The sequence below is a fragment of the Mycobacterium sp. SMC-11 genome, from assembly GCF_046250095.1.
In the GTDB taxonomy this organism is placed as follows: Bacteria; Actinomycetota; Actinomycetes; order Mycobacteriales; family Mycobacteriaceae; genus Mycobacterium; species Mycobacterium heraklionense_A.
In genome coordinates, this window is record NZ_CP176430.1 from 228,886 (window position 1) to 253,595 (window position 24,710).

Annotated in this window: 21 protein-coding genes and 2 pseudogenes; 9 read left to right on the forward strand and 14 right to left on the reverse strand. The window is 66.9% G+C overall.

The genetic code is table 11. The annotated features are described in order from the left end of the window. Positions 1 to 54: 54 nt before the first annotated feature. Positions 55 to 228, reverse strand: coding sequence for a DUF2613 domain-containing protein (locus tag ACKY0X_RS01095; protein WP_013827163.1), 174 nt, complete (start codon positions 226 to 228; stop codon positions 55 to 57). 135 nt (positions 229 to 363) lie between these two features. On the opposite strand from ACKY0X_RS01095, the gene ACKY0X_RS01100 reads away from it, so the two are divergent. Continuing rightward, the gene (locus ACKY0X_RS01100; RefSeq protein ID WP_409427960.1) at positions 364 to 1,551 is read left to right on the forward strand and encodes a glycoside hydrolase family 3 N-terminal domain-containing protein; all 1,188 of its coding nucleotides are present in this window, start codon (positions 364 to 366) and stop codon (positions 1,549 to 1,551) included. 78 nt (positions 1,552 to 1,629) lie between these two features. Then, positions 1,630 to 2,256, forward strand: a complete 627-nt coding sequence (locus tag ACKY0X_RS01105) for a TetR/AcrR family transcriptional regulator (RefSeq protein ID WP_047320473.1) — start codon at positions 1,630 to 1,632, stop codon at positions 2,254 to 2,256. Between the two features lie 12 nt (positions 2,257 to 2,268). Here the strand turns inward: ACKY0X_RS01105 and ACKY0X_RS01110 are convergent, their stop codons facing one another. Next, positions 2,269 to 3,762 (reverse strand): PE-PPE domain-containing protein, encoded by a 1,494-nt coding sequence (locus ACKY0X_RS01110; RefSeq protein WP_409427961.1) that lies wholly within the window; start codon positions 3,760 to 3,762, stop codon positions 2,269 to 2,271. A 136-nt stretch (positions 3,763 to 3,898) separates the two neighbouring features. Here ACKY0X_RS01110 and ACKY0X_RS01115 point away from each other — a divergent pair, with 136 nt between their 5' ends. Then, the gene (locus ACKY0X_RS01115) at positions 3,899 to 4,501 is read left to right on the forward strand and encodes a TetR/AcrR family transcriptional regulator (protein ID WP_409427962.1); all 603 of its coding nucleotides are present in this window, start codon (positions 3,899 to 3,901) and stop codon (positions 4,499 to 4,501) included. Positions 4,502 to 5,154: 653 nt separating this feature from the next. On the opposite strand, the pseudogene ACKY0X_RS01120 reads toward ACKY0X_RS01115, so the two are convergent. The 4 genes and pseudogenes from ACKY0X_RS01120 to ACKY0X_RS01135 all read right to left on the reverse strand — a co-directional run. After that, positions 5,155 to 5,445, reverse strand: a pseudogene (locus tag ACKY0X_RS01120) (PE family protein); the annotation flags it as partial. A 9-nt stretch (positions 5,446 to 5,454) separates the two neighbouring features. Then, positions 5,455 to 6,561: a PPE family protein gene (locus tag ACKY0X_RS01125; RefSeq protein ID WP_409429770.1), complete on the reverse strand. Its 1,107-nt coding sequence runs from the start codon at positions 6,559 to 6,561 to the stop codon at positions 5,455 to 5,457. Positions 6,562 to 6,674: 113 nt separating this feature from the next. Continuing rightward, on the reverse strand, positions 6,675 to 7,517 hold the full coding sequence (locus tag ACKY0X_RS01130) for a MaoC/PaaZ C-terminal domain-containing protein (protein ID WP_409429771.1): 843 nt from the start codon (positions 7,515 to 7,517) through the stop codon (positions 6,675 to 6,677). Positions 7,518 to 7,522: 5 nt separating this feature from the next. Further along, positions 7,523 to 8,896, reverse strand: coding sequence for a 3-oxoacyl-ACP reductase (locus tag ACKY0X_RS01135; RefSeq protein ID WP_409427963.1), 1,374 nt, complete (start codon positions 8,894 to 8,896; stop codon positions 7,523 to 7,525). Positions 8,897 to 9,003: 107 nt separating this feature from the next. Between ACKY0X_RS01135 and ACKY0X_RS01140 the strand changes: the two genes are divergently transcribed. Next, positions 9,004 to 10,383 carry an acetyl-CoA C-acetyltransferase gene (locus ACKY0X_RS01140; RefSeq protein ID WP_409427964.1) on the forward strand — a complete coding sequence of 460 codons (1,380 nt, stop codon included), beginning with the start codon at positions 9,004 to 9,006 and terminating at the stop codon, positions 10,381 to 10,383. Between the two features lie 134 nt (positions 10,384 to 10,517). Here ACKY0X_RS01140 and ACKY0X_RS01145 read toward each other — a convergent pair. The 3 genes and pseudogenes from ACKY0X_RS01145 to ACKY0X_RS01155 form a co-directional block, all read right to left on the reverse strand. Then, positions 10,518 to 11,245 (reverse strand): annotated as a pseudogene (locus ACKY0X_RS01145) (DJ-1/PfpI family protein). 12 nt (positions 11,246 to 11,257) lie between these two features. Continuing rightward, complete coding sequence (locus ACKY0X_RS01150; protein WP_409427965.1) at positions 11,258 to 12,226, reverse strand: GlxA family transcriptional regulator; 969 nt, start codon at positions 12,224 to 12,226, stop codon at positions 11,258 to 11,260. A gap of 147 nt (positions 12,227 to 12,373) precedes the next feature. Continuing rightward, positions 12,374 to 14,209, reverse strand: coding sequence for an acyl-CoA dehydrogenase (locus ACKY0X_RS01155; protein ID WP_409427966.1), 1,836 nt, complete (start codon positions 14,207 to 14,209; stop codon positions 12,374 to 12,376). A 257-nt stretch (positions 14,210 to 14,466) separates the two neighbouring features. On the opposite strand from ACKY0X_RS01155, the gene ACKY0X_RS01160 reads away from it, so the two are divergent. The 3 genes from ACKY0X_RS01160 to ACKY0X_RS01170 all read left to right on the forward strand — a co-directional run bounded on the left by ACKY0X_RS01160 (position 14,467) and on the right by ACKY0X_RS01170 (position 17,004). Continuing rightward, positions 14,467 to 14,961: a flavin reductase family protein gene (locus ACKY0X_RS01160; RefSeq protein ID WP_409427967.1), complete on the forward strand. Its 495-nt coding sequence runs from the start codon at positions 14,467 to 14,469 to the stop codon at positions 14,959 to 14,961. 63 nt (positions 14,962 to 15,024) lie between these two features. Further along, positions 15,025 to 15,894 carry an inositol monophosphatase family protein gene (locus ACKY0X_RS01165; protein WP_409427968.1) on the forward strand — a complete coding sequence of 290 codons (870 nt, stop codon included), beginning with the start codon at positions 15,025 to 15,027 and terminating at the stop codon, positions 15,892 to 15,894. A gap of 240 nt (positions 15,895 to 16,134) precedes the next feature. Further along, positions 16,135 to 17,004: an aldo/keto reductase gene (locus ACKY0X_RS01170; RefSeq protein ID WP_409427969.1), complete on the forward strand. Its 870-nt coding sequence runs from the start codon at positions 16,135 to 16,137 to the stop codon at positions 17,002 to 17,004. A gap of 2 nt (positions 17,005 to 17,006) precedes the next feature. Here ACKY0X_RS01170 and ACKY0X_RS01175 read toward each other — a convergent pair whose 3' ends face one another. From ACKY0X_RS01175 to ACKY0X_RS01195, 5 genes are all read right to left on the reverse strand, one after another. Then, positions 17,007 to 17,762, reverse strand: a complete 756-nt coding sequence (locus ACKY0X_RS01175; RefSeq protein ID WP_046286623.1) for a succinate dehydrogenase/fumarate reductase iron-sulfur subunit — start codon at positions 17,760 to 17,762, stop codon at positions 17,007 to 17,009. Beyond that, positions 17,762 to 19,681: a fumarate reductase/succinate dehydrogenase flavoprotein subunit gene (locus tag ACKY0X_RS01180; RefSeq protein ID WP_409427970.1), complete on the reverse strand. Its 1,920-nt coding sequence runs from the start codon at positions 19,679 to 19,681 to the stop codon at positions 17,762 to 17,764. Before ACKY0X_RS01180 ends, ACKY0X_RS01175 begins: the two co-directional genes overlap by 1 nt. Positions 19,682 to 19,715: 34 nt before the next feature. Continuing rightward, on the reverse strand, positions 19,716 to 20,540 hold the full coding sequence (locus tag ACKY0X_RS01185) for a hypothetical protein (protein WP_409427971.1): 825 nt from the start codon (positions 20,538 to 20,540) through the stop codon (positions 19,716 to 19,718). Between the two features lie 71 nt (positions 20,541 to 20,611). Next, on the reverse strand, positions 20,612 to 20,908 hold the full coding sequence (locus ACKY0X_RS01190) for a hypothetical protein (RefSeq protein ID WP_046286628.1): 297 nt from the start codon (positions 20,906 to 20,908) through the stop codon (positions 20,612 to 20,614). A gap of 165 nt (positions 20,909 to 21,073) precedes the next feature. Then, positions 21,074 to 21,553, reverse strand: a complete 480-nt coding sequence (locus ACKY0X_RS01195; protein ID WP_409427972.1) for an Hsp20/alpha crystallin family protein — start codon at positions 21,551 to 21,553, stop codon at positions 21,074 to 21,076. Between the two features lie 218 nt (positions 21,554 to 21,771). Between ACKY0X_RS01195 and nirB the strand changes: the two genes are divergently transcribed. Beyond that, positions 21,772 to 24,339, forward strand: a complete 2,568-nt coding sequence (nirB, locus tag ACKY0X_RS01200) for a nitrite reductase large subunit NirB (RefSeq protein ID WP_409427973.1) — start codon at positions 21,772 to 21,774, stop codon at positions 24,337 to 24,339. After that, positions 24,336 to 24,704, forward strand: coding sequence for a nitrite reductase small subunit NirD (nirD, locus tag ACKY0X_RS01205; protein ID WP_409427974.1), 369 nt, complete (start codon positions 24,336 to 24,338; stop codon positions 24,702 to 24,704). The genes nirB and nirD overlap by 4 nt, the downstream gene beginning before the upstream one ends. Positions 24,705 to 24,710 lie beyond the last annotated feature (6 nt).

A 24,710-nucleotide genomic window follows, 5' to 3' on the forward strand; every position in this document is an offset into this window, starting at 1 on the left:
GTTACAGCCTGCGGCTTTGCCGACGGACGGTCAGGCGTTGCCGGCGTCCGCAGGTCAGCCGCGGTTGCCGTATTCCACCCTGTTCAGCACCGAGGACTGCGGGTCGCCGCCGGCGATCTGCGGCTTGGTGTCTTGTTGCACCATCAGTGTGACCCCGAAGACGGCAGCCGCACCCAGCAACACCCCCACGACGATGCTTATGGCGGCCGGCACCACGAACCGAGGCATGGTCAGGCTCCTTCTGCACTCTCGTGACGTAGATCAGGGGCGCCATCAACATCAGCCCCCGCTTGGGCCCCGACCGCCAACGTAGCACGTGGGCCTTCATGAGCCCGGCGGTTCCGGCCGTGACAGCATGGTGCGATGCCTGGATCGCTGACTCGACAACTGCCCGGCCTGCTGCTGGCCGCCGCGGTGCTGCCGGCCCTCGTCACGTCGTGCTCGCACCGTGATGAGACGCCCGCACCGTCGTCTGATGCCGCGGCGTCGCCTACCGCGACGGCCTCCGCGCCGGTGGATCCGGTGTGTGCACAGGTGTCGGCCCTGTCGGTGCGCGACAAGCTGGCGCAGCTGGTGATGGTGGGGGTCCGCGACGCGGCCGATGCCCGCGCGGTGGTCACCGATCACCACGTCGGCGGCATCTTCATCGGTAGCTGGACCGAACTGTCCATGCTCACCGATGGCTCGCTGAAGGAGATCAAGGAAAGCCAAGCTCCCACCGGCCCGCTGCCGCTGGCGGTCAGCGTGGACGAGGAGGGCGGCCGGGTGTCGCGGTTGTCGTCGCTGATCGGGAAGTCGCCGTCGGCGAAGGAGCTGGCGCAGACCAGCAGCGCCGCGCAGGTGCGTGAGTTGGCCGCCGAGCGGGGCCGCAAGATGGCTGACCTTGGCATCACCGTCGACTTCGCACCGGTTGTCGACGTGGTGGACGCCGACACCGACGAAGACACCGTGATCGGTGACCGTTCGTTCGGTTCGGATCCGGCCAAGGTCACCGAGTACGCCGGCGCGTACGCGCAGGGTCTGCGGGACGCCGGGCTGCTGCCGGTGCTCAAGCACTTCCCCGGCCACGGCCACGGTTCCGGTGACTCGCACACGGCCGGCGCGGTGGTCACCCCGCCCCTGAGGCAGTTGCAGGACAACGACTTGGTGCCCTACCGCACCCTGGTCACCGAGGCGCCGGTGGCGGTGATGATGGGCCACCTGGAGGTGCCCGGGCTGACCGAGGACCCAGCCAGCCTGAGCCCGGCGGCGGTCAAGCTGCTGCGCACCGGCACCGACTATCACGGCCCGGCGTTCGACGGCCCGGTGTTCAGCGACGACCTGTCGTCGATGGCGGCGATCACCGAGCACTACGGGGTCGCCGAAGCGGTGCTGCGCAGCTTGCAGGCCGGTGTCGACATCGCGCTGTGGGTCACCACCGACGAGGTGCCCGCGGTGTTGGACCGATTGGAGCAGGCCGTGTCGGCCGGCGAGCTGAAGCAGGAAGCCGTCGACGCGTCGCTGGCGCGCGTCGCCGCGGTCAAGAAGCCCGGTACGCACTGCCACGGGTGATTCCGGCGGGACGAGCAGCACACAAGTTACTCTTCGGTAAGATCGGGCCGAGGGGGAGCGCGGAAGGACCTCGAGGCGATGGCAGCTGGTAGCAAGCGGTTACCGCGGGCCGTGCGCGAACAGCAGATGCTCGACGCCGCGGTGCAGATGTTCTCGGTCAACGGCTACCACGAGACCTCGATGGATTCGATCGCCGCGGCCGCGCAGATCTCCAAGCCGATGCTCTACCTGTACTACGGCTCCAAAGAAGAACTGTTCGGGGCATGCCTGGACCGCGAGCTGCGCCGCTTCGTCGAATCGGTCCGCACCGAGATCGACTTTCAGCAGCCCCCGAAAGACATGCTGCGCAATACGATTCGTGCCTTCTTGCGTTACATCGACGCCAATCGGGCGTCGTGGATCGTGATGTACACCCAGGCCACCAGTTCGCAGGCGTTCGCCCACACCGTGCGCGAGGGCCGTGAGCGAATCATCGAGCTGGTCGGCCGGCTGTTGCGGGCCGGCACGCGTAAGCCCGAACCGGGCGTCGATTTCGAGCTGATGGCGGTCGCGCTGGTGGGTGCCGGTGAGGCGATCGCGAGCCGGGTCAGCACCGGCGACACCGGCGTCGACGAAGCCGGCGAGCTGATGATCGACCTGTTCTGGCGCGGCCTCAAAGAAGCCCCCGGCGGCCGCGACGGCGCCGACGCCGCCGCGGCCGGATAGTCGGGGGCGGCCTCAGGCCGTGAAGAGATCCTGGATGGTCGCGGTGATTTCGCGGACCGCACCGTTGAGTGCCAGGAACTCGAAACCTGCTGCCAGCGTGCCCAATCCGACGACGCCGGCGATCGGTAGGCCGATGGCGTCGATGATGTCGCCTTGGGCGAGTTCCTGGGCGAACACCTCGAATGCATACGCCGGTGCGGTGGTGAACAGGGCGTTGAGGATGTCGGCAGTCGGCAGCAGCGTCGCGTAAGCCGACGCAGCGATGCTGCTGAACGCGTTGGCGAGTTCGCTGAGGCTGGGCAGCGCGAACGACGTGACATCGCCCGCCGAGGCACCCAGGAAATCGGCTGCACTGGGGAAGGACAGGTTCGACAGATCGTCGACGAAGTTGTTCCAGCCCTCTTGCGCCCCGCTGCCCAGCGCGGTCAGGACCTCACCCCAGTTGAGGTCTGTCGGGAACAACTCGAACGGCGCGGCCACATTGGCCGGGCCCGAAGACCAGCCCTCGGTGATGCTGCCATAGCCGAGGTTCACCAGGATCCGCATGCTCGGTTCCAGCAAGTCGTAGAGCGGCTCGCCGATGACCGGGATCGAACGCAGCGGCATCAACAGCGGCAGTATCTCGCTGGGAATCATGAAGTAGTGGGTGTTGCCGTCGTAACCCTCGCTCATCGGCAACTCGATGGCCGTCGCCAGCTGTTCGGCGGTCAGGCTCGGATAGATGGTGTGCTCGTAGATGATGCCCAGGACAGCGTTCAGGTCGGCTAGGAAATTGATCGGGTACTTCGGGAAATCGGCGTAGCCGTCGTATTCCAGCGTGTAGACCGAGGTGTCCCACGGGGTGCCGTCCGGGATGGCGCCGTTGAACGTGATGCCCAGGCTCGGGATGGTCGGGTAGCTGCCATCGGTCAAGACATCGAAGCGCTCAAACAGGCCGCCGTTGGGATTGTTGGGGGCGCCCAGCAGCACGAAGGACAGCTGGTCGGCGGTCGGTTGTTGGTCGGGAGGCAGCGCCAACAGGTCGCGCATCACGATGGTCGAAATGGTGCTGCTCTGGGAGTAGCCCAGTACGACGAGATTGTTCCCCTCGGCGATCTGCTTGTTGATCGTGTCGTGCAGGATCGTGACACCCTGGGCGATGGACGGGTCCAGTTCCAGGCTTTTCACGCCGCTGTTGGGGTAGAGACCTTCCGGTGTGAACAGGGGGTTCGTCTTATCCACCGGGTAGCGGGGCTGGCCGTCGAAGAACGGGGTGGCGGGATCGATGTAGCGGTCAAAGAGCGCGTCGATGTAGCTCTGCGGCGGGATCGGCAGGCCGCTGCCACCCATGATCCATGCCTCGGTGTCCAGCAGTTTCACCTGGGCCGCAACGGTTTTCCACGCAGTGGTCGATACCGGGTGCAGAGCCGGGGACATGCCCAGGGTGACGGCGGAGGCGATGGCCAGCGGTACGGCGAGCGCCTGCAGAGGCCGGCGGGTGTTCTCGAGACGAAACGTGAAGGTCATCGGTGTGTCCTTACAATGCCTCATGGCAAGGTCTTCAGGCCTGAACAGCGGAAATGACGACCGAGCCTCAGTTGACTGTTCATCTGATCAGTCAGATTAGCTGTGGCGGACCTGTTAATGCAATAGGGGAATCCCAATGAAAAATGGCACGCGGGCCGAGCAGCGCGCCGCCACGCGTCAAGCATTGGTGAGCGCGGCGGTCGAACTGCTGCGGACCGAGGGGGTCGTCGCGGTGACCACGCGCCGCGTCGCCGGTGCCGCGACGGTGTCGCAAAGCACGGTGATGTACCACTTCCCGACCCGCGATGACCTGGTGACGGCCGCGGTCGCTCAGCTCGCCTTCGAACTGGCCAATCAGGCCCGCATCCACTTCGAAGAGACGGCCGCGACCGCCACGCTCGACCTGGGCGGATATCTCGACCTGATCTGGCGCGAATTCACTACACCCCAAGCACTTTCGGTCGCCCAGTTGTGGGTGGCGTGTTGGACCGACCCGCAACTGGCCAAGACGGTGAAGTCGCTGGAGCAACACATTTACGGCCTGGCGGTCGCCTCCGCCGAGGCGCTACATGCGCCTAGCCCAGGGTTTTCCGCGCGGGCCTACATGGACACCGTGATGGTGGTCGTCCGTGGGCTGGTGATGTCGATTCCGGTCTGGGGTATCGAGGTCGTCAGCGCCCGCTGGGAGGTCAGCAAGGCGACGCTGCTGAAGGCGGCCGGCCTGTCTGCCCCGGGCTGACCGTCGCATCAGACGTCGCCGGCGGATAGATGCACGGCGTGGACGCCCGGTGTGGTTGACAGCTGATCCAGCAGACTTTCCAGCTGCGCCTTGTCGGTGTGCCAGTGCTGCACGGATTCCGGCTTTTCGGAGACCGACTTCAATGCTTGCCGGAGCGGGTCGGACGCCTCGCGGTCCGGGGTGACGGTGGTGACCGCTACATTCGCCGAGCCGAAGGCGCTGCTTGCCCCGGCGGCGCCGACCACGCCGCCCACAGCGGCGTGTCCGACCAGCGAACCGGCGCCTGGCTCGACCGACGTCGCTGCACCGTCGGTCGCCATCGCTGGCGCGGGGCCGGCGCCCGCAGCGGCGGTTGCCCAGCCCGTCGCGGCCAGCCTGGCCGAGGCCAGTCGCGTGGGAGCGCCCGCCGTGGCGGCGTCGGTGGCGACCGGACCGGAGCCGGCCGCAGCGGGTGTCTGCGCCGAGACCATTTCGGTGGCCGGATTCGACACTGCCGCAGTGTCGGTCGCCTTCAACACTCCGTCCAGATGCTGGGCGCGGGACGACAGGCCGGAGATGACGCTGACCACGGCGCTGGCCTGCCCCGGCCCGGTGACGAAGCCACCGATGGACTGCGCGGCGCCCACCACCGTCGTGAGACTGGACGGGTCGACAGCGGCGGCGTTGGCGGCCTCGGCCGTGGCGTACGAGTCGGCGTTGCCTCGCAACGTATCGATGAACAGTTGTTGCAGGGCGGCGGCGCGAGCGCTGATCGCCTGATACTGCTGGGCGTGGGCGGCGAAGCGGGACGCGGTCATCGCCGAGACCTCATCGGCGGCCGGGGGAGGTGCCCCCAGCGTCGGGGCGGCAGCGACCGAGTTCTCCTCCCGCATCGCCGTATCGAGGCCGGCCCACTGGGTGGCGGCCGTTGTGAGCAGGTCGGGTTGGGTGATCACGAAGGGCATGTCCGCTCCTCAGGCTTCTCGTGCTTCGGGCCACTCGGCGGCGTGGATGACGAAGATCGTGGGACCGGCCGCCGTCCTGGCCCGGGTGCCGCCGGAGGATGCGACGACGCGGGTGGTGGCGCCATTGGCAGCCACTGCGCCGCCCGACGCCCCGGCCAGCGCCAGCTCGCCCGCCAGAACTCCGCGACCGGTTGCCGTGTCGCCGATCGGCGTGACTGCCACGGGTTTCGCCACTTCCGTCGCGGGGCTCATTGCCGGGGCGGTGGCGATCCAGTTCGGCGGAACGCTCAGCCTCCCAACGGTTCCGGCGCGGCCGACGGAAGCCGCAGTCGACGCGGCCACCGGCTGGACCTGCGGTCGGGCCGCGCCGTGGACCAACTCCAAGCCGGTGGCCGGTGACGGCAGGGCCGCGACTTTCTGGGTCAGCTCAGCGACGTTGGCCGAGACGGAGGGCAGGCCGTACATCTCGGTGCCGAACAGGTAGCCGCCGAGGGCGGGGTTCAGTAACGAAAGCGGCGAGAACGGCCCGGTGAGGCCGCTCAGGATCGAGAGCCCCGGCGACGGGTCGGAGGCGGCCGGGGAAGAGGCGGGGTCGGCGGTGGTCTGCGGCGGGTCGCTGAACGGCACCAGTTGGGAGGCGCTGGCCGCGGATGCGGCGTAGCTGAGCATCGCGCCGGCATCCTGGGCCCACATTTCCAGGTACTGCGCCTCCAGGGCCGCGATGGCAGCGGTGTTCTGGCCCAGAAAGTTGGTGGCAATTAGCGAGGCCTGCAGGCTGCGGTTGGTTGCGATCGCCGGCGGGGGCACCGTCGCGGCGAACGCGGTCTCGTACGCGGCTGCGGCGGCTCGCTGTTGCGCGGCGGTCTGTTCGGCTTCGGCTGCGCTGAGGTGAATCCAGGCGAGGGTTCGTTGGGCGGCCGCCATCGCCGTCGTCGACGACGGGCCGCTCCAGCCTGCGGCCAATGCCGCGACTACCGCGGCACCGGAGGTCGCGGTGGCCGACATCTGGGATGCAAGGCCGTCCCAGGCGGCCGCAGCCGCCAGCATTGGCCCCGCTCCTGGCCCGGTGTACATCCGCGCAGAATTGATCTCTGGCGGCAGTAGCGCGAAGTCCATCATTTCTAACCACCCCAACTAGTTGACTCAGCAACTAACTCAAAGCATAGCGCTATTAGTTGCGGTGTCAACTAGTTTGATGGGGGTGTTACGAGGTGCTCGTGGGGCACCGACTACAGCGCCCGCACCGCCCCGGTCAGGTAGGGGTAGCCCTTGGCGACGTTGCGCAGCGCCAGATCCCAGCCGCCGTCGACCTTGTCGATGTAGAGGCCGGGGCTTGCCGGCAGCAGCATCGGCTTGCCGAACCGCACGGCGTAGTCCACCGCGTCCGGAAGCGTGCCTTCGATGTTGGCCAGAACCGTTGCCGCCGAGAACATCCCGTGCGCGATCGCGGTGGGGAAGCCGAACAGCTTGGCGCCGATCGAGCTGGTGTGGATCGGGTTGTGATCGCCGCCGGCCGACGCGTAGCGCCGAATCTGGCCCGGGGTCACTCGCAGCACCGCGCTGGGCGGGCCCAGCTTGGGCTGCTTGGCGGGCGGCGGCTTCGGCTCGTCGGACAGGCTGGTGCGCTGCTGGTGCAGGAACGTCGTCACCTGATGCCAGGCCGGGTCGTTGCCCACCGTGATGTCGGTGACGATGTCGACCAGCAGGCCCTTGCGGTGCTCCCGCAGGTTCTCGGCCCGCACCGTCACGCCGACGGTGTCGGTGACCGCGATCGGGCGGTGGCGGGTGATCCGGTTCTCGGTATGCACCGAACCCATCGCGGCGAACGGGAAGTCAAACCCGGTCGCCAGCTCCATCACGGTCGGGAACGTCAGCGCGAAGGGGTAGGTCAGCGGGACCTGATCTGCGAAGCGCAGCCCGGTGACGGCCGCGTAGGCGGCGACGTGGTCGGGGTCGATGGTCAGCTCGTCGACTCGCAGCGTCCGGGTCGGCAGGGTTTGGGTGCGCGAAATGAAGGGCAGCGCCCCGGCGACCGCACGCACCATGTTTCTCATGCCACTGGGTTGGGACATGCGACTCACGCCCCCAGCATGGCTTGGCCGCAGACCCGGATGGTGTTGCCGGTGACCGCATTCGACGCCGGGCTGGCGAAGTAGCCGATCAACTCGGCGACGTCGACGGGCTGACCGCCCTGGAACAGCGAGTTGAGCCGACGCCCGACCTCGCGGGTGGCCAGCGGGATCGCGGCCGTCATCTCGGTTTCGATGAACCCCGGGGCGACGGCATTGATCGTGATGCCCTTCTTGGCCAGCGTCGGAGCCAGCGCTTCGGTCAGGCCGATCATGCCGGCCTTGGTGGCCGCGTAGTTGGTCTGGCCGCGGTTACCCGCGATCCCGGCCATCGACGACAGGCCGATCACCCGGCCGCCTTCGCCGATGCTGCCGCCCTCGACCAGCCCTTCGGTAAGACGCTGCGGGGCAAGCAGGTTGACAGCCAGAACTGCGTTCCATCGAGCATCATCCATGTTGGCCAGCAACTTGTCGCGAGTGATACCGGCGTTGTTGACCAGCACGTCGGCCTTGCCGCCATGGTGCTCCGCGAGGTGCGCGGCGATCTGGTCCACCGCGTCGTCGGCGGTGACGTCCAGTGCCAGCGCGGTCCCGCCCACTCGGGAGGCCGTCTTCTCCAGCGCCTCGGCGGCGGCCGGCACATCGATCGCCACCACCTTGGCGCCGTCACGGGCAAAGACCTCGGCGATGGTGGCGCCGATGCCGCGCGCCGCGCCGGTGATGATCGCGACCTTGCCCTCCAGCGGCCGATCCCAGTCGGCGGGAGCGGTCGCGTCGTCGGCGCCCACGTAGAACACCTGGCCGTCGACGTAGGCCGAGCGGGCCGAGAGGATGAATCGGAGCGTCGACTCCAGGCCGGTGGCCCCAGGTTTGGCGTCCGGCGACAGGTACACCAGCTGCACGGTGGCACCGCGCTGCAGTTCCTTGCCCAAAGAGCGGGTGAAGCCCTCCAGGGCGCGCTGGGCGATCTGCTCGTCGGCGCTGCCGGTGGCCGTGGGGGTGGTGCCGACGACGACCAACCGGCCGCAGCGGCCCACGTTGCGCAGCAGCGGGGTGAAGAACTCGTGCAGTGCGGTCAACCCGGCGGGTGAGGTGATGCCGGTGGCGTCGAAGACCAGTCCGCCGAACGAGTCGGCCCACCGGCCGCCCAGGTTGTCGCCGACCAGCTCGTAGTCGTCGGCCAGTGCGGCCCGCAGCGGCTCGACCACCCGGCCCGACCCGCCGATCAGCAGCGGGCCGGCCAGCGCCGGCTCGCCGACCCGGTACCGACGCAGCGTCTCGGCCTGCGGAACGCCGAGCTGCTTGGCCAAGAACGATCCGGGGGCGGAGCCCAGGATCTGGGACAACAGGTCCGAGGAGAATCGGGGGGCCTTCGGAGCCATAGTGCTGCCTTCCATGTGGGTACGTGCCTGGTGCGGGCCGCGGTGTCGACAACGAACTTACTCCAGAGTAAGAATACTGGGTAGTATCAGCACGACGGTCCCCGGCAATGCGGGGGGCCCACCACCAGAGACGAGAGATCGTGGCATCTGCATCTGCTGCTAAACCTGCCGAGGCAACCGCTGGCACGCGACGCCGTGTCGCCGTCCTCGGGGGCAATCGCATTCCGTTCGCACGCTCCGACGGTGCCTACGCGAACGCGTCCAACCAGGACATGTTCACCGCGGCGCTGGGCGGCCTCATCGATCGGTTCAGCCTGGCCGGCGAGAAGCTGGACGCGGTGATCGGCGGGGCGGTGCTCAAGCACAGCCGTGACTTCAACCTGATCCGCGAATCGGTGCTGGGCTCGGCGCTATCGCCCTACACGCAGGCGTTCGACCTGCAGCAGGCCTGCGGCACCGGGCTGCAGGCGGCGATCTGCGCCGCCGACGGGATCGCCGCCGGTCGCTACGAGGTGGCCGCCGCCGGCGGGGTGGACACCACCTCGGACGCGCCCCTGGCGATCGGCAACGAACTGCGCCGCACGCTGCTCGCGCTGCGACGCTCGAAGTCGAACCTGCAGCGCCTCAAGCTGGCCGGCAAACTGCCCGCCGCGCTGGGCGTGGAGATCCCGGCCAACAAAGAATCGCGGACCGGCCTTTCCATGGGCGAGCATCAGGCCATCACCACCAAGCAGATGGGCATCAAGCGGGTCGACCAGGACGAGTTGGCCGCAGCCAGTCACCGCAACATGGCCGCCGCCTATGACCGCGGCTTCTTCGACGACCTTGTGACGCCGTTCCAGGGGCTTTACCGGGACGACAACCTGCGGCCCCAGTCCAGCCCGGAGAAGCTGGCCACGCTCAAGCCGGTGTTCGGCGCCAAGGCCGGTGACGCCACCATGACCGCGGGTAACTCCACCCCGCTCACCGACGGCGCGTCGGTGGCGCTGCTGGCCAGCGAGGAGTGGGCGGCCGCGCACAAGCTGACTCCGCTGGCGTACTTCGTCGACGCCGAGACGGCCGCGGTGGACTACGTCAACGGCGCCGACGGGCTGCTCATGGCCCCGACCTACGCGGTGCCGCGGCTGCTGGCGCGCAACGGCCTGACCCTGCAGGACTTCGACTTCTACGAGATCCACGAGGCGTTCGCCGCCACGGTGTTGTGCCACCTGGCGGCGTGGGAGTCCGAGGAATACTGCAAGGACCGGCTGGGTCTGGATTCGGCGCTGGGCGCCATCGACCGGGCCAAGCTCAATGTCAACGGCTCATCGCTGGCTTCGGGTCACCCGTTCGCAGCCACCGGTGGGCGGATCGTGGCGCAGGCGGCCAAGCAGATCGCTGAAGCCAAGGCCGCCAAGAAGGGGGCCGCGAAGAACAAGCCGGTGCGCGCGCTGATCTCGATCTGCGCCGCCGGCGGCCAGGGCGTGGCCGCCATCCTCGAGGGGTAGCGCAGCGGGCTAAGCGTTCACGTTTGACGCGCGCCGTTGCCGGGTAATCGAGACATCGGTTCGCTTCGCGTGGCCGCGCGCCCCCGGAGGTAGCGCGAAGCAACCTGCCCGGTCCGCCGCTGAACTGAGGGGATTCAGCGGCGGACCGTTTGGGTCCGCCGGTTGCGAACCGCGCCGATCGCCTGATCCCACAGCAGCAGTGCGCTGGCCTTCAATTGGGCCGGCTTCGCGAGTTCCCTGGCCATCAGGGCGGTGGCCGCCGCCTTGGTCTGCACCGATGCCTTCGAGGTGTGCCCGGAGTCGTACGGCGGCTGCGGGTCGTATTCCATCGACAACTGGATGGCCTTGGCGCGGCCCTCGCCGCCGATCTGGCCGGCCAGCCACAGCCCGAGATCGATGCCGGCCGACACTCCCGCGCAGGTGACGATGTCTCCCTCGTGCACGATGCGCTCGTCGCCGACCGCGGTGGCGCCGAACGTCTTCAGCGCGGGTAGCGCCATCCAGTGCGAGGTGGCGCGCTTGCCGGTGAGCAGGCCGGCGGCGCCCAGTACGACCGAACCCGAGCACACCGATGCCGTCCACGTCGCCGTCCGGTGGGCGGCACGGACCCAGTCCAGCAGCGTCTCGTCACGGGCATGCTCCATGGTCGTCATCCCACCGGGGATCAGAATCACGTCAGGGGACGGCGTTTCGTCGAACGAATGGGTTGCCCCGACCACCAGTACACGGAGTCTGCGGTGATCGGCCCCGGCTCGTGCCACACGAAGCGCACCTGAGCATCCGGAAGCCAGCGCAACACCTCGTAGGGGCCGATGAAGTCCAGCGAGGTGAATCCGGGGTAGAGCACAATTGCGATCTGCATGGGTATTTCCTTTCAGGCGAAGGTCTTGCGGTAGTGATCGGGCGAGATGCCGAGCCGGCGAATGAAGGTGCGCCGCAGGGTTTCCGCGGTGCCGAATCCGCAGCGCCCGGCAATCGCGACGACGGTGTCGTCGGTCTCCTCGAGTTGTCGGCGCGCTGCTTCGGTGCGCACCCGCTCGACGTACGCGCCCGGCGCCATGCCCACCTCGTCGGTGAAGACCCGGGTGAAGTGCCGGGGGCTCATCGAGGCCCGCGAGGCCAGCTCGGTAATTCGGTGTGGGCCACCGGGTTCGGACTCGATCAGCTCCTGGACATCACGGATCGGCGCGCGACGTGAACGCGGTAGCCAAGCGGGCACGGCGAACTGGGACTGGCCGCCGGGCCGCCGCAGATAGAGCACCAGCCAGCGGGCCGCGGTCTGCGCCACCTCGGTTCCGTAGTCTTCTTCCACCAACGCCAACGCCAGATCGATACCGGCGGTGACCCCGGCCGCGGTCCACACCGTCGCCGAACTGCGCACGAAGATGGGCTCCGGGTCGACGATGACCGCCGGGAACTCGCGGGCCAGCGCGTCGGCGAAGGCCCAATGTGTGGTGGCCCGGCACCCGTCGAGCAGTCCCGCCTGCGCGGCCAGAAACGCGCCGGTACACACGCTGACCACACGCCGGGCCTGGGCCGAGGCGCGCCGGACCCATTCGACGGTTTCCGGGTCGGCCTGCGCTGCCCCGACGCCGACGCCGCCGGGCAGCACCAGGGTGTCGAGGGGCGTGTTCGGTTCGGGTAGGCGACTCGGTGCAAGAGCCAGGCCGCTGCTGGTGGCGAGAGGTGCGCCGTCGACGCTGGCCACCGCGACCTGGTAGCCGTCCTCGCTGCGGCCCTGACCGAGTAGGACGAGCGTCGCGGTGGCGAACACCTCCGCGGGACCGAAAACATCCAGCGCCTGGATGCCGGGATAGCCGAGGATGACGACGGTGCGTGTCATGCCATCAGTGTCATCCGCCCGCGCAGGTGGCGTCTACGACATACATCCCACAAATCAGGACAAGCTGCGTCGCCCGGGCCCAGCCCCGGAAATGCAGCAGGCCCCCAAGGGGTCTCCCCGGGGGCCTGCGCGGTCTGTGCTTGGCGTTTAGAACGCCGCTTCGTCGAGCTCCATGATGTCGTTGTCGATGTTCTCGATCACCGAGCGAGTGCTGGTCAGCAACGGCAGGAAGTTCTTGGTGAAGAACGACGCCACCGCGATCTTGCCCTCGTAGAAGGAGCGGTCGGCGCCCTCGGCGCCTGCATCGAGCTTCGCCACTGCCACCGCGGCCTGGCGGGTCAGCAGCCAACCGATCATCAGGTCGCCGACGCTCATCAGGAAGCGCACCGAACCCAGGCCGACCTTGTAGATGCTGGAGATGTCCTCCTGCGCGGCCATCAGGTAGCCGGTCAGCGTCGCCGCCATGCCCTGCACGTCGGCCAGCGCGGTGGCCAGCAGTTCCCGCTCGGCCTTGAGCCGTCCGTTGCCGGTCTCGTTCTTGATGAACGTCTCGATCTCGCCCGCGACGTGGCCCAGTGCGGCGCCCTTGTCACGGATGATCTTGCGGAAGAAGAAGTCCTGCGCCTGAATTGCCGTGGTGCCCTCGTAGAGCGAGTCGATCTTGGCGTCACGGATGTACTGCTCGATCGGGTAGTCCTGCAGGAAGCCCGAGCCGCCCAGGGTCTGCAGACTCTCGGTGAGCTTGGCGTAGGCCTGCTCGGAGCCGACACCCTTGACGATCGGCAGCATCAGGTCGTTGATCTTGACCGCCAGGTCGGCATCGACGCCGTGCAGCGCCTTGGCGACGGCTTCGTCCTGGAAGGTGGCGGTGAACATGTACAGCGCGCGCAGACCCTCGGCGTAGGCCTTCTGGGTCATCAGCGACCGGCGGACGTCCGGGTGGTGGGTGATGGTCACCCGCGGTGCGGACTTGTCGGTCATCTGGGTGAGGTCGGCGCCCTGCACCCGCTCCTTGGCGTACTCGAGCGCGTTGAGGTAGCCGGTGGACAGCGTCGCGATGGCCTTGGTACCGACCATCATCCGGGCCTGCTCGATCACGTCGAACATCTGCGCAATGCCGTTGTGCACCTCGCCGACGAGCCAGCCCTTGGCCGGTACGCCGTGCTGACCGAAGGTCAGCTCACAGGTGGCCGAGACCTTCAGGCCCATCTTGTGTTCGACGTTGGTCACGAAGGCGCCGTTGCGCTCGCCGAGCTCACCGGTCTCGAAGTCGAACAGGAACTTCGGCACGAAGAACAGCGACAGACCCTTGGTGCCGGGCTTGGCGCCCTCCGGGCGGGCCAGCACCAGGTGGAAGATGTTCTCGAACAGGTCGTCGGAGTCAGCCGAGGTGATGAATCGCTTGACGCCGTCGATGTGCCAGGAGCCGTCCTCTTGCTGGACGGCCTTGGTGCGGCCGGCGCCCACGTCCGAGCCGGCGTCCGGCTCGGTCAGCACCATGGTCGAACCCCAGCCACGCTCGGCGGCGAGGACGGCCCACTTCTTCTGCTCGTCGGTGGCGATGTTGTAGAAGATGTTGGCGAAGCCGGCGCCACCGCCGTACATCCACACCGCCGGGTTGGCACCCAGGATGTGCTCCTGCAGGGCCCACATCAGGACCTTGGGCATCGGAATGCCGCCGAGCTCCTCGATGACCCCGACCCGGTCCCAGCCGCCTTCCAGGTGGGCGCGCACCGACTTCTTGAAGGACTCGGGCAGCTTCACCGAGTGGGTGGCCGGGTCGAACACCGGCGGGTTGCGGTCGCCGTCGACGAAGGACTCCGCGATCGGGCCCTCGGCCAGGCGGACCATCTCGCCGAGCATCTCTTGAGCGGTGTCGACGTCCAGGTCGGCGTAGTCGCCTTCGCCGAAGACCTGGTCCAAGCCCAGCACCTCGAACAGGTTGAACACCTGGTCACGGACATTGCTCTTGTAGTGGCTCACTACTTCCTCCTCATGGAATGCCACCTGTGGTTGGGTACTCAGGCTTAAGTTACCCACCAGTAACGTAACCTGAAATATACTCGCCAGTAGCCATAGTGCAAGCTGATGTGAGCTACGTCCTTTAAGCGGGTAACCAACCGGTTGGTCTCTGGCTCGCATTGGGGCCGTTAGTGGCCGATCTACCGAGGTGCGGGGCGGCGAGTAGGGTTCTGGGCGACCAGACCAGACGAGGCGAATGAGTCCCGGTGAATCCCCACATGAGTTCCGCGAGCAACTTGACCCCGTTGACCCCGTCGTCGTTGCGGGAGGCCTTCGGGCATTTCCCGTCCGGAGTGGTGGCGGTGGCGGCCGAGATCGATGGCGTTCGGGTCGGCCTGGCGGCCAGCACCTTCGTGCCGGTCTCGCTGGAGCCGCCGTTGGTGTCCTTCTGTGTGCAGAACACCTCGACGACATGGCCAAAGCTCAAGGACTCGCCCCGGCTGGGCATCAGTGTGCTCGGCGAATCGCACGACGTCGCGGCGCGCACCCTGGCCGCTAAGACCGGTGATCGGTTCGCCGGACTAGAGACCGTGACCAACGACGGCGCGGTGTTCATCAAGGGCACCGGCGTATGGCTGGGCAGCTCGATCGAACAGCTGGTGCCCGCCGGGGACCACACCATCGTGGTGCTGCGGGTCTGCGAATTGACCGTCGATCCGGAGGTCGCACCGATCGTATTCCACCGCAGCGGTTTTCGCCGGCTCGGAGGCTAAGGCCCGAGCCGCTGCGAGCGTGCCGGGGGTGCGATGACCCCGCCGATGTGTTGCTATGGGCAGATGGCGCCCGTGCGTAGCGACCCCGTGCAGTTGAGGACCATCGCCGAGACACTGGTGGCCGAAGCCGCCGCCTTCGTCCGGCGTCGACGCGCTGAGGTGTTCGGCGCCGAAGGGGTCGAGTCATCCTCCGGCCTGATCCAGACGAAAAGCAGTCCGACCGATCCGGTGACCGTGGTCGACACCGAGACCGAGAGCTTCATCCGAGGTCGACTGAGCCGGCTGCGGCCCGGTGATGCGGTGCTGGGCGAGGAAGGCGGAGGGTCCGGCGACGCCTCCGGTGCTGAACCGGGTGTCGTCACCTGGGTAGTCGACCCGATCGACGGCACGGTGAACTTCATGTACGACGTCCCGGCCTACGCGGTTTCGGTGGCAGCGCAGATCGGCGGGGTCTCGGTGGCCGGCGCGGTCGCCGACGTCGTCGGTGACCGAATCTATTCTGCCGGGGCCGGATTGGGTGCCCGAGTAACCGACCGGCAGGGAACCGCCGGTCTGCGCTGCACCGATGTCAGTGAGCTGTCGCTGGCGCTGCTGGGCACCGGGTTCGGCTATTCGCCCCGGCGCCGGGCCACCCAGGCGGCGTTGCTTGCCCGGCTGCTACCGGAAGTGCGCGATGTCCGCCGGATCGGATCGGCCGCGCTGGATTTGTGCATGGTCGCTGCCGGGCGGCTGGACGCCTACTACGAGCATGGGATCAAGCCGTGGGACTACGCCGCCGGAGCGCTGATCGCGGTCGAGGCCGGGGCGCGGGTGGTGCTGCCCGGCCCGGAGATCGACGGCGGCGAGGTGTGCGTCGCCGCAGCACCCGGCGTCGCCGATGCCTTGATCGCAATGCTGCAGCGTGAAGGTGGCTGGGCCGCTATTCCGCAGTAGCCGGGTCGTGCGAGGATTCTTGTGAGCGAGTTCACTTCGCGGCCGGTTTATTGCCTATCACCTGTTGACCACCGTTCAGCCGCGTCGGTAGAACGGGACGTGCAGAAGCGCTGAAGCTTCCGCGGCCGGATCGGCGCGGCAATCGCCAGATGGATGAAATCTGGCTATTAGCAGCTGGTTTCCCGGCTGATTGACACGTAACTAGTGATGGCAACGTAACGGAGCGTGTAGGTCGAAGATATGACGATTTCATTCGAGTTGGAATCCGCCGCAGCTACTTCCATGTCGATTCCCCAGGTGGCCCTCAATGACGAGGTGGCCATGCCCGTGCTGGGTCTGGGAGTCGCCAAACTGTCCGACGAGCAGACTGAGGCATCGGTGCTGGCAGCCCTGGAAAGCGGTTGCCGGCTCATCGACACCGCCGCGTCCTACGGCAACGAAGCGGTGGTGGGACGGGCGATCGAGGCTTCGGGTGTGCCGCGTTCGGAGTTGTTTGTCAGCACCAAGCTGGGCACCTCAAATCAGGGCTACTCGGCTGCCAAACTGGCCTGCGAACGCAGCCTGGAACAGCTCGGGCTGGACTACATCGACATGTACCTCATCCATTGGCCGGCGCCGCAACTGGGCAAATACGTCGAGAGTTTCCAAGCGATGATCGAGGCCCGTGACGCCGGCATGGTGCAGTCGGTCGGGGTATGCAACTTCACCGAGGAACACCTGACCGAGGTGATCGACGAGACCGGTGTGACTCCGGCGATCAACCAGATCGAACTACATCCCCGGCTCAACCAGGCCGAACTCCGTGACGTCAATGCCAACCGGGACATCGTCACCCAGTCCTACAGCCCGCTGGGCGTGGGACGGCTGCTCGATGACCCCGCGGTGACGGCACTGGCGAGCGCCCACGGGCGAACACCGGCGCAGATCTTGATCCGGTGGAATCTGCAGTGTGGCAACGCGGTGATCTCACGATCCGGGAATCCGGAGCGGGTTGCGGCGAACCTGGACGTGTTCGAGTTCGAGTTGTCCGAGGCCGACATGGCGACCCTGGACAGCCTGCATGACGGCACCCGGGTGTTGCACGACCCGATGACGTTCTTGGGAACCTAGCGTCAGTCGGCCTTGCGGCGGAAGATCTTTCGGCCGAGCCAGACGACCGGGTCGTAGCGGTTCCCGACCACACGTTCTTTCATCGGGATGATGGCGTTGTCGGTGATCGTGATGTGCTCCGGACAGACTTCGGTGCAGCACTTGGTGATGTTGCACAGTCCGAGACCGGCGTCGTCCTGGGCGAAGTCACGCCGGTCGGCGGCGTCCAGTGGGTGCATGTCCAACTCCGCGAGCCGGATGAACATCCGCGGCCCGGAGAACCGTGGCTTGTTCTCCTCGTGGTCCCGAATGACGTGGCAGACGTTCTGGCACAGGAAGCATTCGATGCACTTGCGGAACTCCTGGGAGCGCTCCACATCGACCTGCTGCATCCGATACTCGCCGGGCTTGAGATCCGCCGGCGGCTTGAAAGCCGGCATCTCGCGGGCCTTCTCGTAATTGAACGAGACATCGGTGACCAGGTCGCGAACCACCGGGAAGGTCCGCACCGGGGTCACGGTGATCGTTTCGGCCGGGTCGAACATCGACATCCGCGTCATACACATCAGGCGCGGGAATCCGTTGATCTCCGCCGAACACGATCCGCACTTGCCGGCCTTGCAGTTCCAGCGCACCGCCAGATCCGGGGTCTGGGTGGCCTGCAGGCGATGGATGACGTCGAGCACCACCTCGCCCTCGTTGACCTCGACCTCGAAGTCTTCAAGTCCACCGCCGTCAACGTCACCACGCCAGACTCGCAGGTGGGCGTTGTGTGTCATTACGCTCTCCGTCCCGGATGTTGCGCCAGCTCTTGGTCGGTGTAGTACTTCTCCAGTTCGGAGAGCTCGAACAGCTCCAGCAGGTCCTCGCGCATCCCGGTCTGAGGCTCCGGGGTGATCGTGATGTCGGGAACCGCGCTACTATCCGCGACTCGGCAGACCAGCAGGGTCTTGCGCCAATTGGCATCCATCCCCGGGTGGTCGTCGCGGGTGTGCCCGCCTCGGCTCTCGGTGCGCTGCAGCGCGGCTTTGGCCACGCATTCGCTGACCAGCAGCATGTTGCGCAGGTCGACGGCCAGATGCCATCCCGGGTTGTAGTGCCGGCCGCCCTCGACGGTGACCGCCGCGAACCGGGCCTTGAATTCCTCGAGGCGCACCAGGGCCTGCTCCAGCTCGCCCGCATTGCGGATGATGCCGACCAGGTCGTTCATCGACTGTTGCAGCTCGGAGTGCAAGGTGTAGGGGTTCTCCGGTGTGCGGCCGCCGGCCGGACCGTTAAAGGGCGCCAGTGCCAGCTCGGCTGCGGCCTCCAGCGCTGCCGGTGTCACCGCGGGTCGAGCGTTCAGCCCCTGCACGTACTGCGCCGCGCCCAAACCGGCGCGACGACCGAACACCAGCAGGTCCGACAAGGAGTTGCCGCCCAGTCGGTTGGAACCGTGCATCCCGCCGGAGCATTCGCCAGCGGCGAACAGCCCGGGTACCGCTGCCGCGCCGGTGTCCGGGTCGACTTCGATGCCACCCATCACGTAGTGGCAGGTGGGGCCGACTTCCATTGCGTCCTTGGTGATGTCGACCTCGGCGAGCTGCATGAACTGGTGGTACATCGACGGCAGCCGGCGCTTGATCTCCTCGGGCGTCAGCCGAGAGGCGATGTCGAGGAACACCCCGCCGTGCGGCGACCCGCGTCCGGCCTTGACCTCGGAGTTGATGGCGCGGGCCACCTCGTCACGGGGCAGCAGATCCGGGGTGCGGCGGGCCGAGTCGTTGTCCTTGAGCCATTGATCGGCCTCTTGCTCGGTCTCGGCGTACTGACCCTTGAACACCGGCGGGATGTAGTCGAACATGAACCGGGTTCCGTCGGAGTTCTTGAGCACTCCGCCGTCGCCGCGGACGCCCTCGGTGACCAGGATCCCCTTCACGCTGGGCGGCCACACCATCCCGGTCGGGTGGAACTGGACGAACTCCATGTTAATCAGCGTCGCGCCGGCTCGCAGCGCCAGCGCGTGGCCGTCGCCGGTGTACTCCCAGGAGTTCGACGTCACCTTGAACGACTTGCCGATGCCGCCGGTGGCCAGCACCACGGCCGGCGCTTCGAACAACACGAAGTTGCCGCTTTCACGCCAGTAGCCGAACGCGCCCGAAATAGCCCCGGTCGCTTCGTCTTTGAGCAGTTCGGTGATGGTGCACTCGTGGAAGATCTTGATCCGGGCCTCGTAGTCACCGAACTCGGCATAGTCGTCCTGCTGCAGCGAGACCACCTTCTGTTGCATGGTGCGGATCAGCTCCAGGCCGGTGCGGTCACCGACGTGGGCCAGCCGCGGATAGGTGTGACCGCCGAAGTTGCGCTGGTTGATCCTTCCGTCGGGGGTGCGGTCGAACAGCGCACCGTAAGTCTCCAGCTCCCAGACCCGTTCGGGTGCTTCCCGGGCGTGCAACTCGGCCATCCGCCAGTTGTTGAGGAACTTCCCGCCGCGCATGGTGTCGCGGAAGTGCACCTGCCAATTGTCCTTGGAGTTGACGTTGCCCATTGACGCCGCACAACCCCCCTCGGCCATCACGGTGTGCGCCTTGCCGAACAGCGACTTACACACCACCGCAACGCTCAGGCCCTGCTCGCGGGCTTCGATCACCGCGCGCAGGCCAGCGCCCCCGGCACCGATCACGACCACGTCGTAGGAGTGCCGCTGCACTTCAACCATGAATTCTCGCTAACCCTTCGTGTGATCGCGGCACTTAGCCGACGAACCGGAAATCGGTGATGACGCCGCTGGACACCAGGGCGATGTAGAGGTCGGTGAACGCCAGCGTGCCCAGGGTGATCCAGGCGAACTGCTGGTGGCGGCCGTTGAACCAGCTGATCTTCGTCCAGAACCAGTAGCGGACCGGGTGTTTGGAGAAGTGGTTGAGGCGACCGCCGAAGACGTGCCGGCAGGAGTGGCAGCCGCCGGTATAGGCCCAGAGCATCGCCACGTTCGCGAACAGCACGAGGTTGCCCACGCCCAACCCGAACCCGCCAGGCCCGTCGTCGGAGTGCAGCGCGGCGAACGCGTCATAGGTATTGAGCGCGGCGAGCGCGAACGCGGCATAGAAGAAGTAGCGGTGGCTGTTCTGCAGGATCAGCGGGAAGCGGGTCTCGCCGGTGTAGTGGGCGCGGGGTTCAGGGACCGCGCAGGCCGTCGGCGACTGCCAGAAGGCACGGTAGTAGGCCTTCCGGTAGTAGTAGCAGGTGAGCCGGAAACACAGCAGGAAGGGCAATACCAATGCCCCCAAGGGAATCCACCGAGGGAACTCCGGTAACCAGACGCCCAGGTGGCTTGAGCCGGGCACGCATGACGCGCTGATGCACGGCGAGTAGAACGGCGTCAGGTAGTGGTACTTGTCAACCCAGTAGGCGCTGCCCCAGAACGATCGGATGGTCGCGTAGATGATGAACGCGTCCAGTCCGAGGTTCACCCGTAGCGGCGACAGCCACCAGCGGTCGGTGCGCAGCGTGCGATTCGCGATCCGTGCGCGAGTCGCCGAGAAGACGCCGGGACGGTTCACGGCGGGTGCGCTCATTCTGGTGGGGTTCCCTTCGGCTCAGTTCGTCGGAGGGCGCCCCTTGGCCGCAAGCAGCACCCGGTGTTGGGTCAGTACCTGCCTTGGCCGCCGACGCCTTCGTCGTCGACGTCGCGCCAGAATTCGCTGTCGTATTCGGTGTCAGGGATGGTGATCTTCTCGTGCGACCGCTCGGCCGCCCAGCGCTCCAAGTCCATTTCTCCGGCGTCGGATTCGAGGAGTTGAACGTCGGTGAGGATGCGCTCGGCGTCCAGTTCGATGCGGCGCATTCCAGGGATGTCGCCGAAGCGCGTCTTCAGCCCCAGCACGCAACGCCGCAGGTCACCAATCAGGGTGTGCAGTTCGGCGAGTTCGGTAGTGCTCGACACCAGACCTCCTCGGGTGGTACGGATCACAGTACGTTCACCCGATGCTAATCACATGAGGAACGGAACGTGAGACAGATCACGTTGTGCGCATGACGTGTTGGACGCCGAAAACCCCCACACACGGGCGTGTGCAGGGGTTTTCGGGTCGGACGGTGTCTAGGCGGCTTACTTGGTGATGGCGATGGACTGCGGCTGAGTGCCCGCGTACACGCCCGCTACCCGGACCGTGAGTACGCCGGCGTCATACGTCGCCGTCACGGCTTCGCCGGTGACGTGTGCCGGAACCGCGAACGAGCGGCGGAACGCGCCGTAGCGCACCTCGCGCAGTGTCCGGTTGGTGTCGGCGTCGGTCTCGGCGTGCTCATCGCGGCGTTCGCCGCGCACCACCAGGTGACCGCTGTCGAGTTCGACCGTCACGTCCTTGTCGACGTCGATGCCCGGCAGTTCGAGCTTCACCACCGCGTCGTCGCCGTCCTTGGTGATCTCAGCGGCCGGCCGGAATCCGGTCGCGGCGGGCGCCCGCCAGTCGCTGGCCGTGGCCGGGCTGAAAAAGTCGCGGACCCAACGGTCGGTGTCGAAGGCGGGGCTGAAGGGGTGGCTTGAATGGGCCTTGAATGGACGCTGCCACAGAGTCAGGGTGCTCATGGATGTCTCCTTGTGGTGATTGCTGCGTGCCGGTCTGGTGCCGGTCCGTCACCCGGTAGAACTTGAGTCGACTGCGCTAAAGTTCCGTGTTCGCCGTGGGTGAACGAGCACTTCAGAAGGGGCGGTGGTGAGGGGTCTCACAGTCGCGTGAGCAGACCGTCACACGCTTGTAACGTATGGCGATATTCCGGCAATATCGGCTTCATAGCCTCTTTTTCATGACCACGATCGAGACCCCCCGCGCCGTGAAAGACCTTGTCGTGGTCGGACACGGCATGGTGGGGCATCGCTTCGTGGAGGCTCTGCGCAGCCGGTCCGGCGGCGGAAACTGGCGGGTCACAGTGCTCGCCGAGGAGTCCGACCCCGCCTACGACCGCGTCGGGTTGACCTCCTACACCGACGGGTGGGACCGGTCCCGGCTGGCGCTGCCGGGCAACGACTACGCCGACGACGAGCAGGTGCGGCTGCTGCTGAGCACCCGGGTCGAGAAGGTCGACCTGGCCGACAAATCTGTGCTCGCCGTGGATGGACAGCGTTACGGCTACGACACCCTGGTGCTGGCGACCGGCTCGCGCGCGTTCGTCCCCCCGGTGCCGGGCCACGATCTGCCCGGCTGCCACGTCTACCGGACCCTGGATGATCTGGACGGAATCCGGGCCGACATCGAGTGCATGCTCGAAGCCGGTAACACCCGAGCGGGAGTGGTGATCGGCGGCGGGCTGCTGGGGTTGGAGGCCGCCAACGCGCTGCGCGCGTCGGGGATCGAACCGCACATCGTCGAGATGGCGCCGCGGCTGATGCCGCAACAGCTCGACGACGCCGGCGGTGTCCTGCTGAGCCGGATGATCTCGGACCTGGGCATCGCGGTCCACGTCGGCGTGGGTACCGAGTCCATCGAGCAACTGACCCACCAATACGGTTCACCGACCCTGCGGGTAAAACTCTCCGACGGCAACGCGATTGAGGCCGGACTGGTGATCTTCGCCGCGGGGGTGCGCCCGCGCGACGAACTGGCTCGTGAGGCCGGCCTGGCGATCGCCGAGCGTGGCGGTGTGTTGACCGATTTATGCTGTCGGACCAGTGATTCCGACGTGTACGCGATCGGCGAGGTGGCCGCCATCGAGGGTGTCTGCTACGGATTGGTCGGGCCCGGCTATACCAGCGCCGAGGTGGTCGCCGACCGCCTGCTCGAGGGTGTGGCCGAATTCGGCGAGGCGGACATGTCCACCAAGCTCAAGCTGCTCGGTGTCGACGTGGCCAGCTTCGGCGACGCGATGGGGGCGACCGAGAACTCGCTGTCGGTCGTCATCAACGATCCGGTGAAGCGGACCTACGCCAAGCTGGTGCTCTCCGACGACGCCAAGACCCTGCTCGGCGGGATCCTGGTCGGCGACGCCTCCTCCTACGGTGTGCTGCGTCCGATGGTCGGCGCCGAGCTGCCTGGCGATCCCTTGGACCTGATCGCTCCGGCCGGCTCCGGCGACAACAAGAGCGCACTGGGAATCAGCGCGTTGCCTGGGGCGGCGCAGATCTGCTCCTGCAACAACGTCAGCAAAGACCAGCTGTGCGACGCGATCGCCGGCGGCTGCCACGACGTGCAGAGCCTGAAGGACTGCACCAAGGCGGGAACCTCGTGTGGATCCTGCATTCCGCTGCTCAAGGAGTTGCTGGTCGCCGAGGGCGTCGAGCAGTCCAAGGCGCTGTGCGAACACTTCGTCCAGTCGCGCGCGGAGCTGTTCGAGATCGTCCAGGTCACCGGGATTCGCACCTTCTCCGAACTGCTGGAGCGGTTCGGCACGGGCCACGGCTGTGACATCTGCAAGCCCACCGTCGCCTCCATCTTGGCGTCCACTGGATCCGACCACATCCTTGAGGGCGAACAGGCGGCCCTGCAGGACACCAATGACCACTTCCTGGCCAACATTCAGCGCAACGGCAGCTACTCCGTGGTTCCGCGGGTGCCCGGCGGCGAGATCAAGCCCGAGCACCTGATCCTGATCGGCCAGATCGCCCAGGAATTCGGCCTTTACACCAAGATCACCGGCGGGCAGCGCATCGACATGTTCGGTGCACGGGTGGATCAGCTACCCGCGATCTGGCGCAAGCTGGTGGACGCCGGCATGGAATCCGGTCAGGCGTATGGCAAGTCGTTGCGGACCGTCAAGAGCTGTGTGGGCAGCGACTGGTGCCGCTACGGGCAGCAGGACTCGGTGAAGATGGCCATCGATTTGGAGCTGCGCTACCGCGGCCTGCGCGCCCCGCACAAGATCAAGATGGGCGTCTCGGGCTGCGCGCGCGAATGTGCCGAGGCGCGCGCCAAAGACGTCGGTGTGATCGCGACCGAGATCGGTTGGAATCTTTACGTCGGCGGCAACGGCGGTATGTCGCCCAAGCACGCCCAGCTGCTCGCCAGTGACCTCGATACCGAGACCGTGTTCCGCTACATCGACCGGTTCCTGATGTTCTACATCCGCACCGCCGATCGGTTGCAGCGCACTGCGCCGTGGATCGAGGCGATGGACGGTGGACTCGACCACGTCCGCGAGGTCGTCTGCGACGACTCCCTCGGGTTGGCAGAGGAATTCGAGGCGGAGATGGCCCGCCACGTCGACAACTACACCGACGAGTGGAAGGGCGTCCTGGACGACCCGGAGAAGCTGTCGCGGTTCGTCTCGTTCGTCAACGCCCCCGACGCCGAAGACCCCACCGTCGCGTTCACCGTGCGCGACGGCCGCAAGATCCCGTTACCCGTCCCGGTCGTGCGCTCATCTAAGGAGGAATCATGAGCACCAGCAACATCGACACTTGGACCACCGCCTGCCGCTACGACAGTCTGATTCCCGGGCTCGGCGTGGGGGTGTTGCTTCCCAACGGTGAGCAAGCGGCACTGTTCCGGCTTGACGACGGCTCGGTGCGCGCGGTGTGCAACATCGACCCGTTCTTCCGGGCAGCGGTGATGTCCCGCGGGATCGTCGGCGACCGCGGCGGCCGGCTTTCGGTGATCTCCCCGCTGAAGAAGCAGGCGTTCGCCTTCGACGACGGCAGCTGCCTGGATGACCCGAGCGTGTCGGTGCGGGTGTACCCGACTCGGCTCACCGAGGACGGCTATGTGCAGGTCGGACAGGCTGTCGCGGAACGCGCCGTTGCCTAGTCGGTC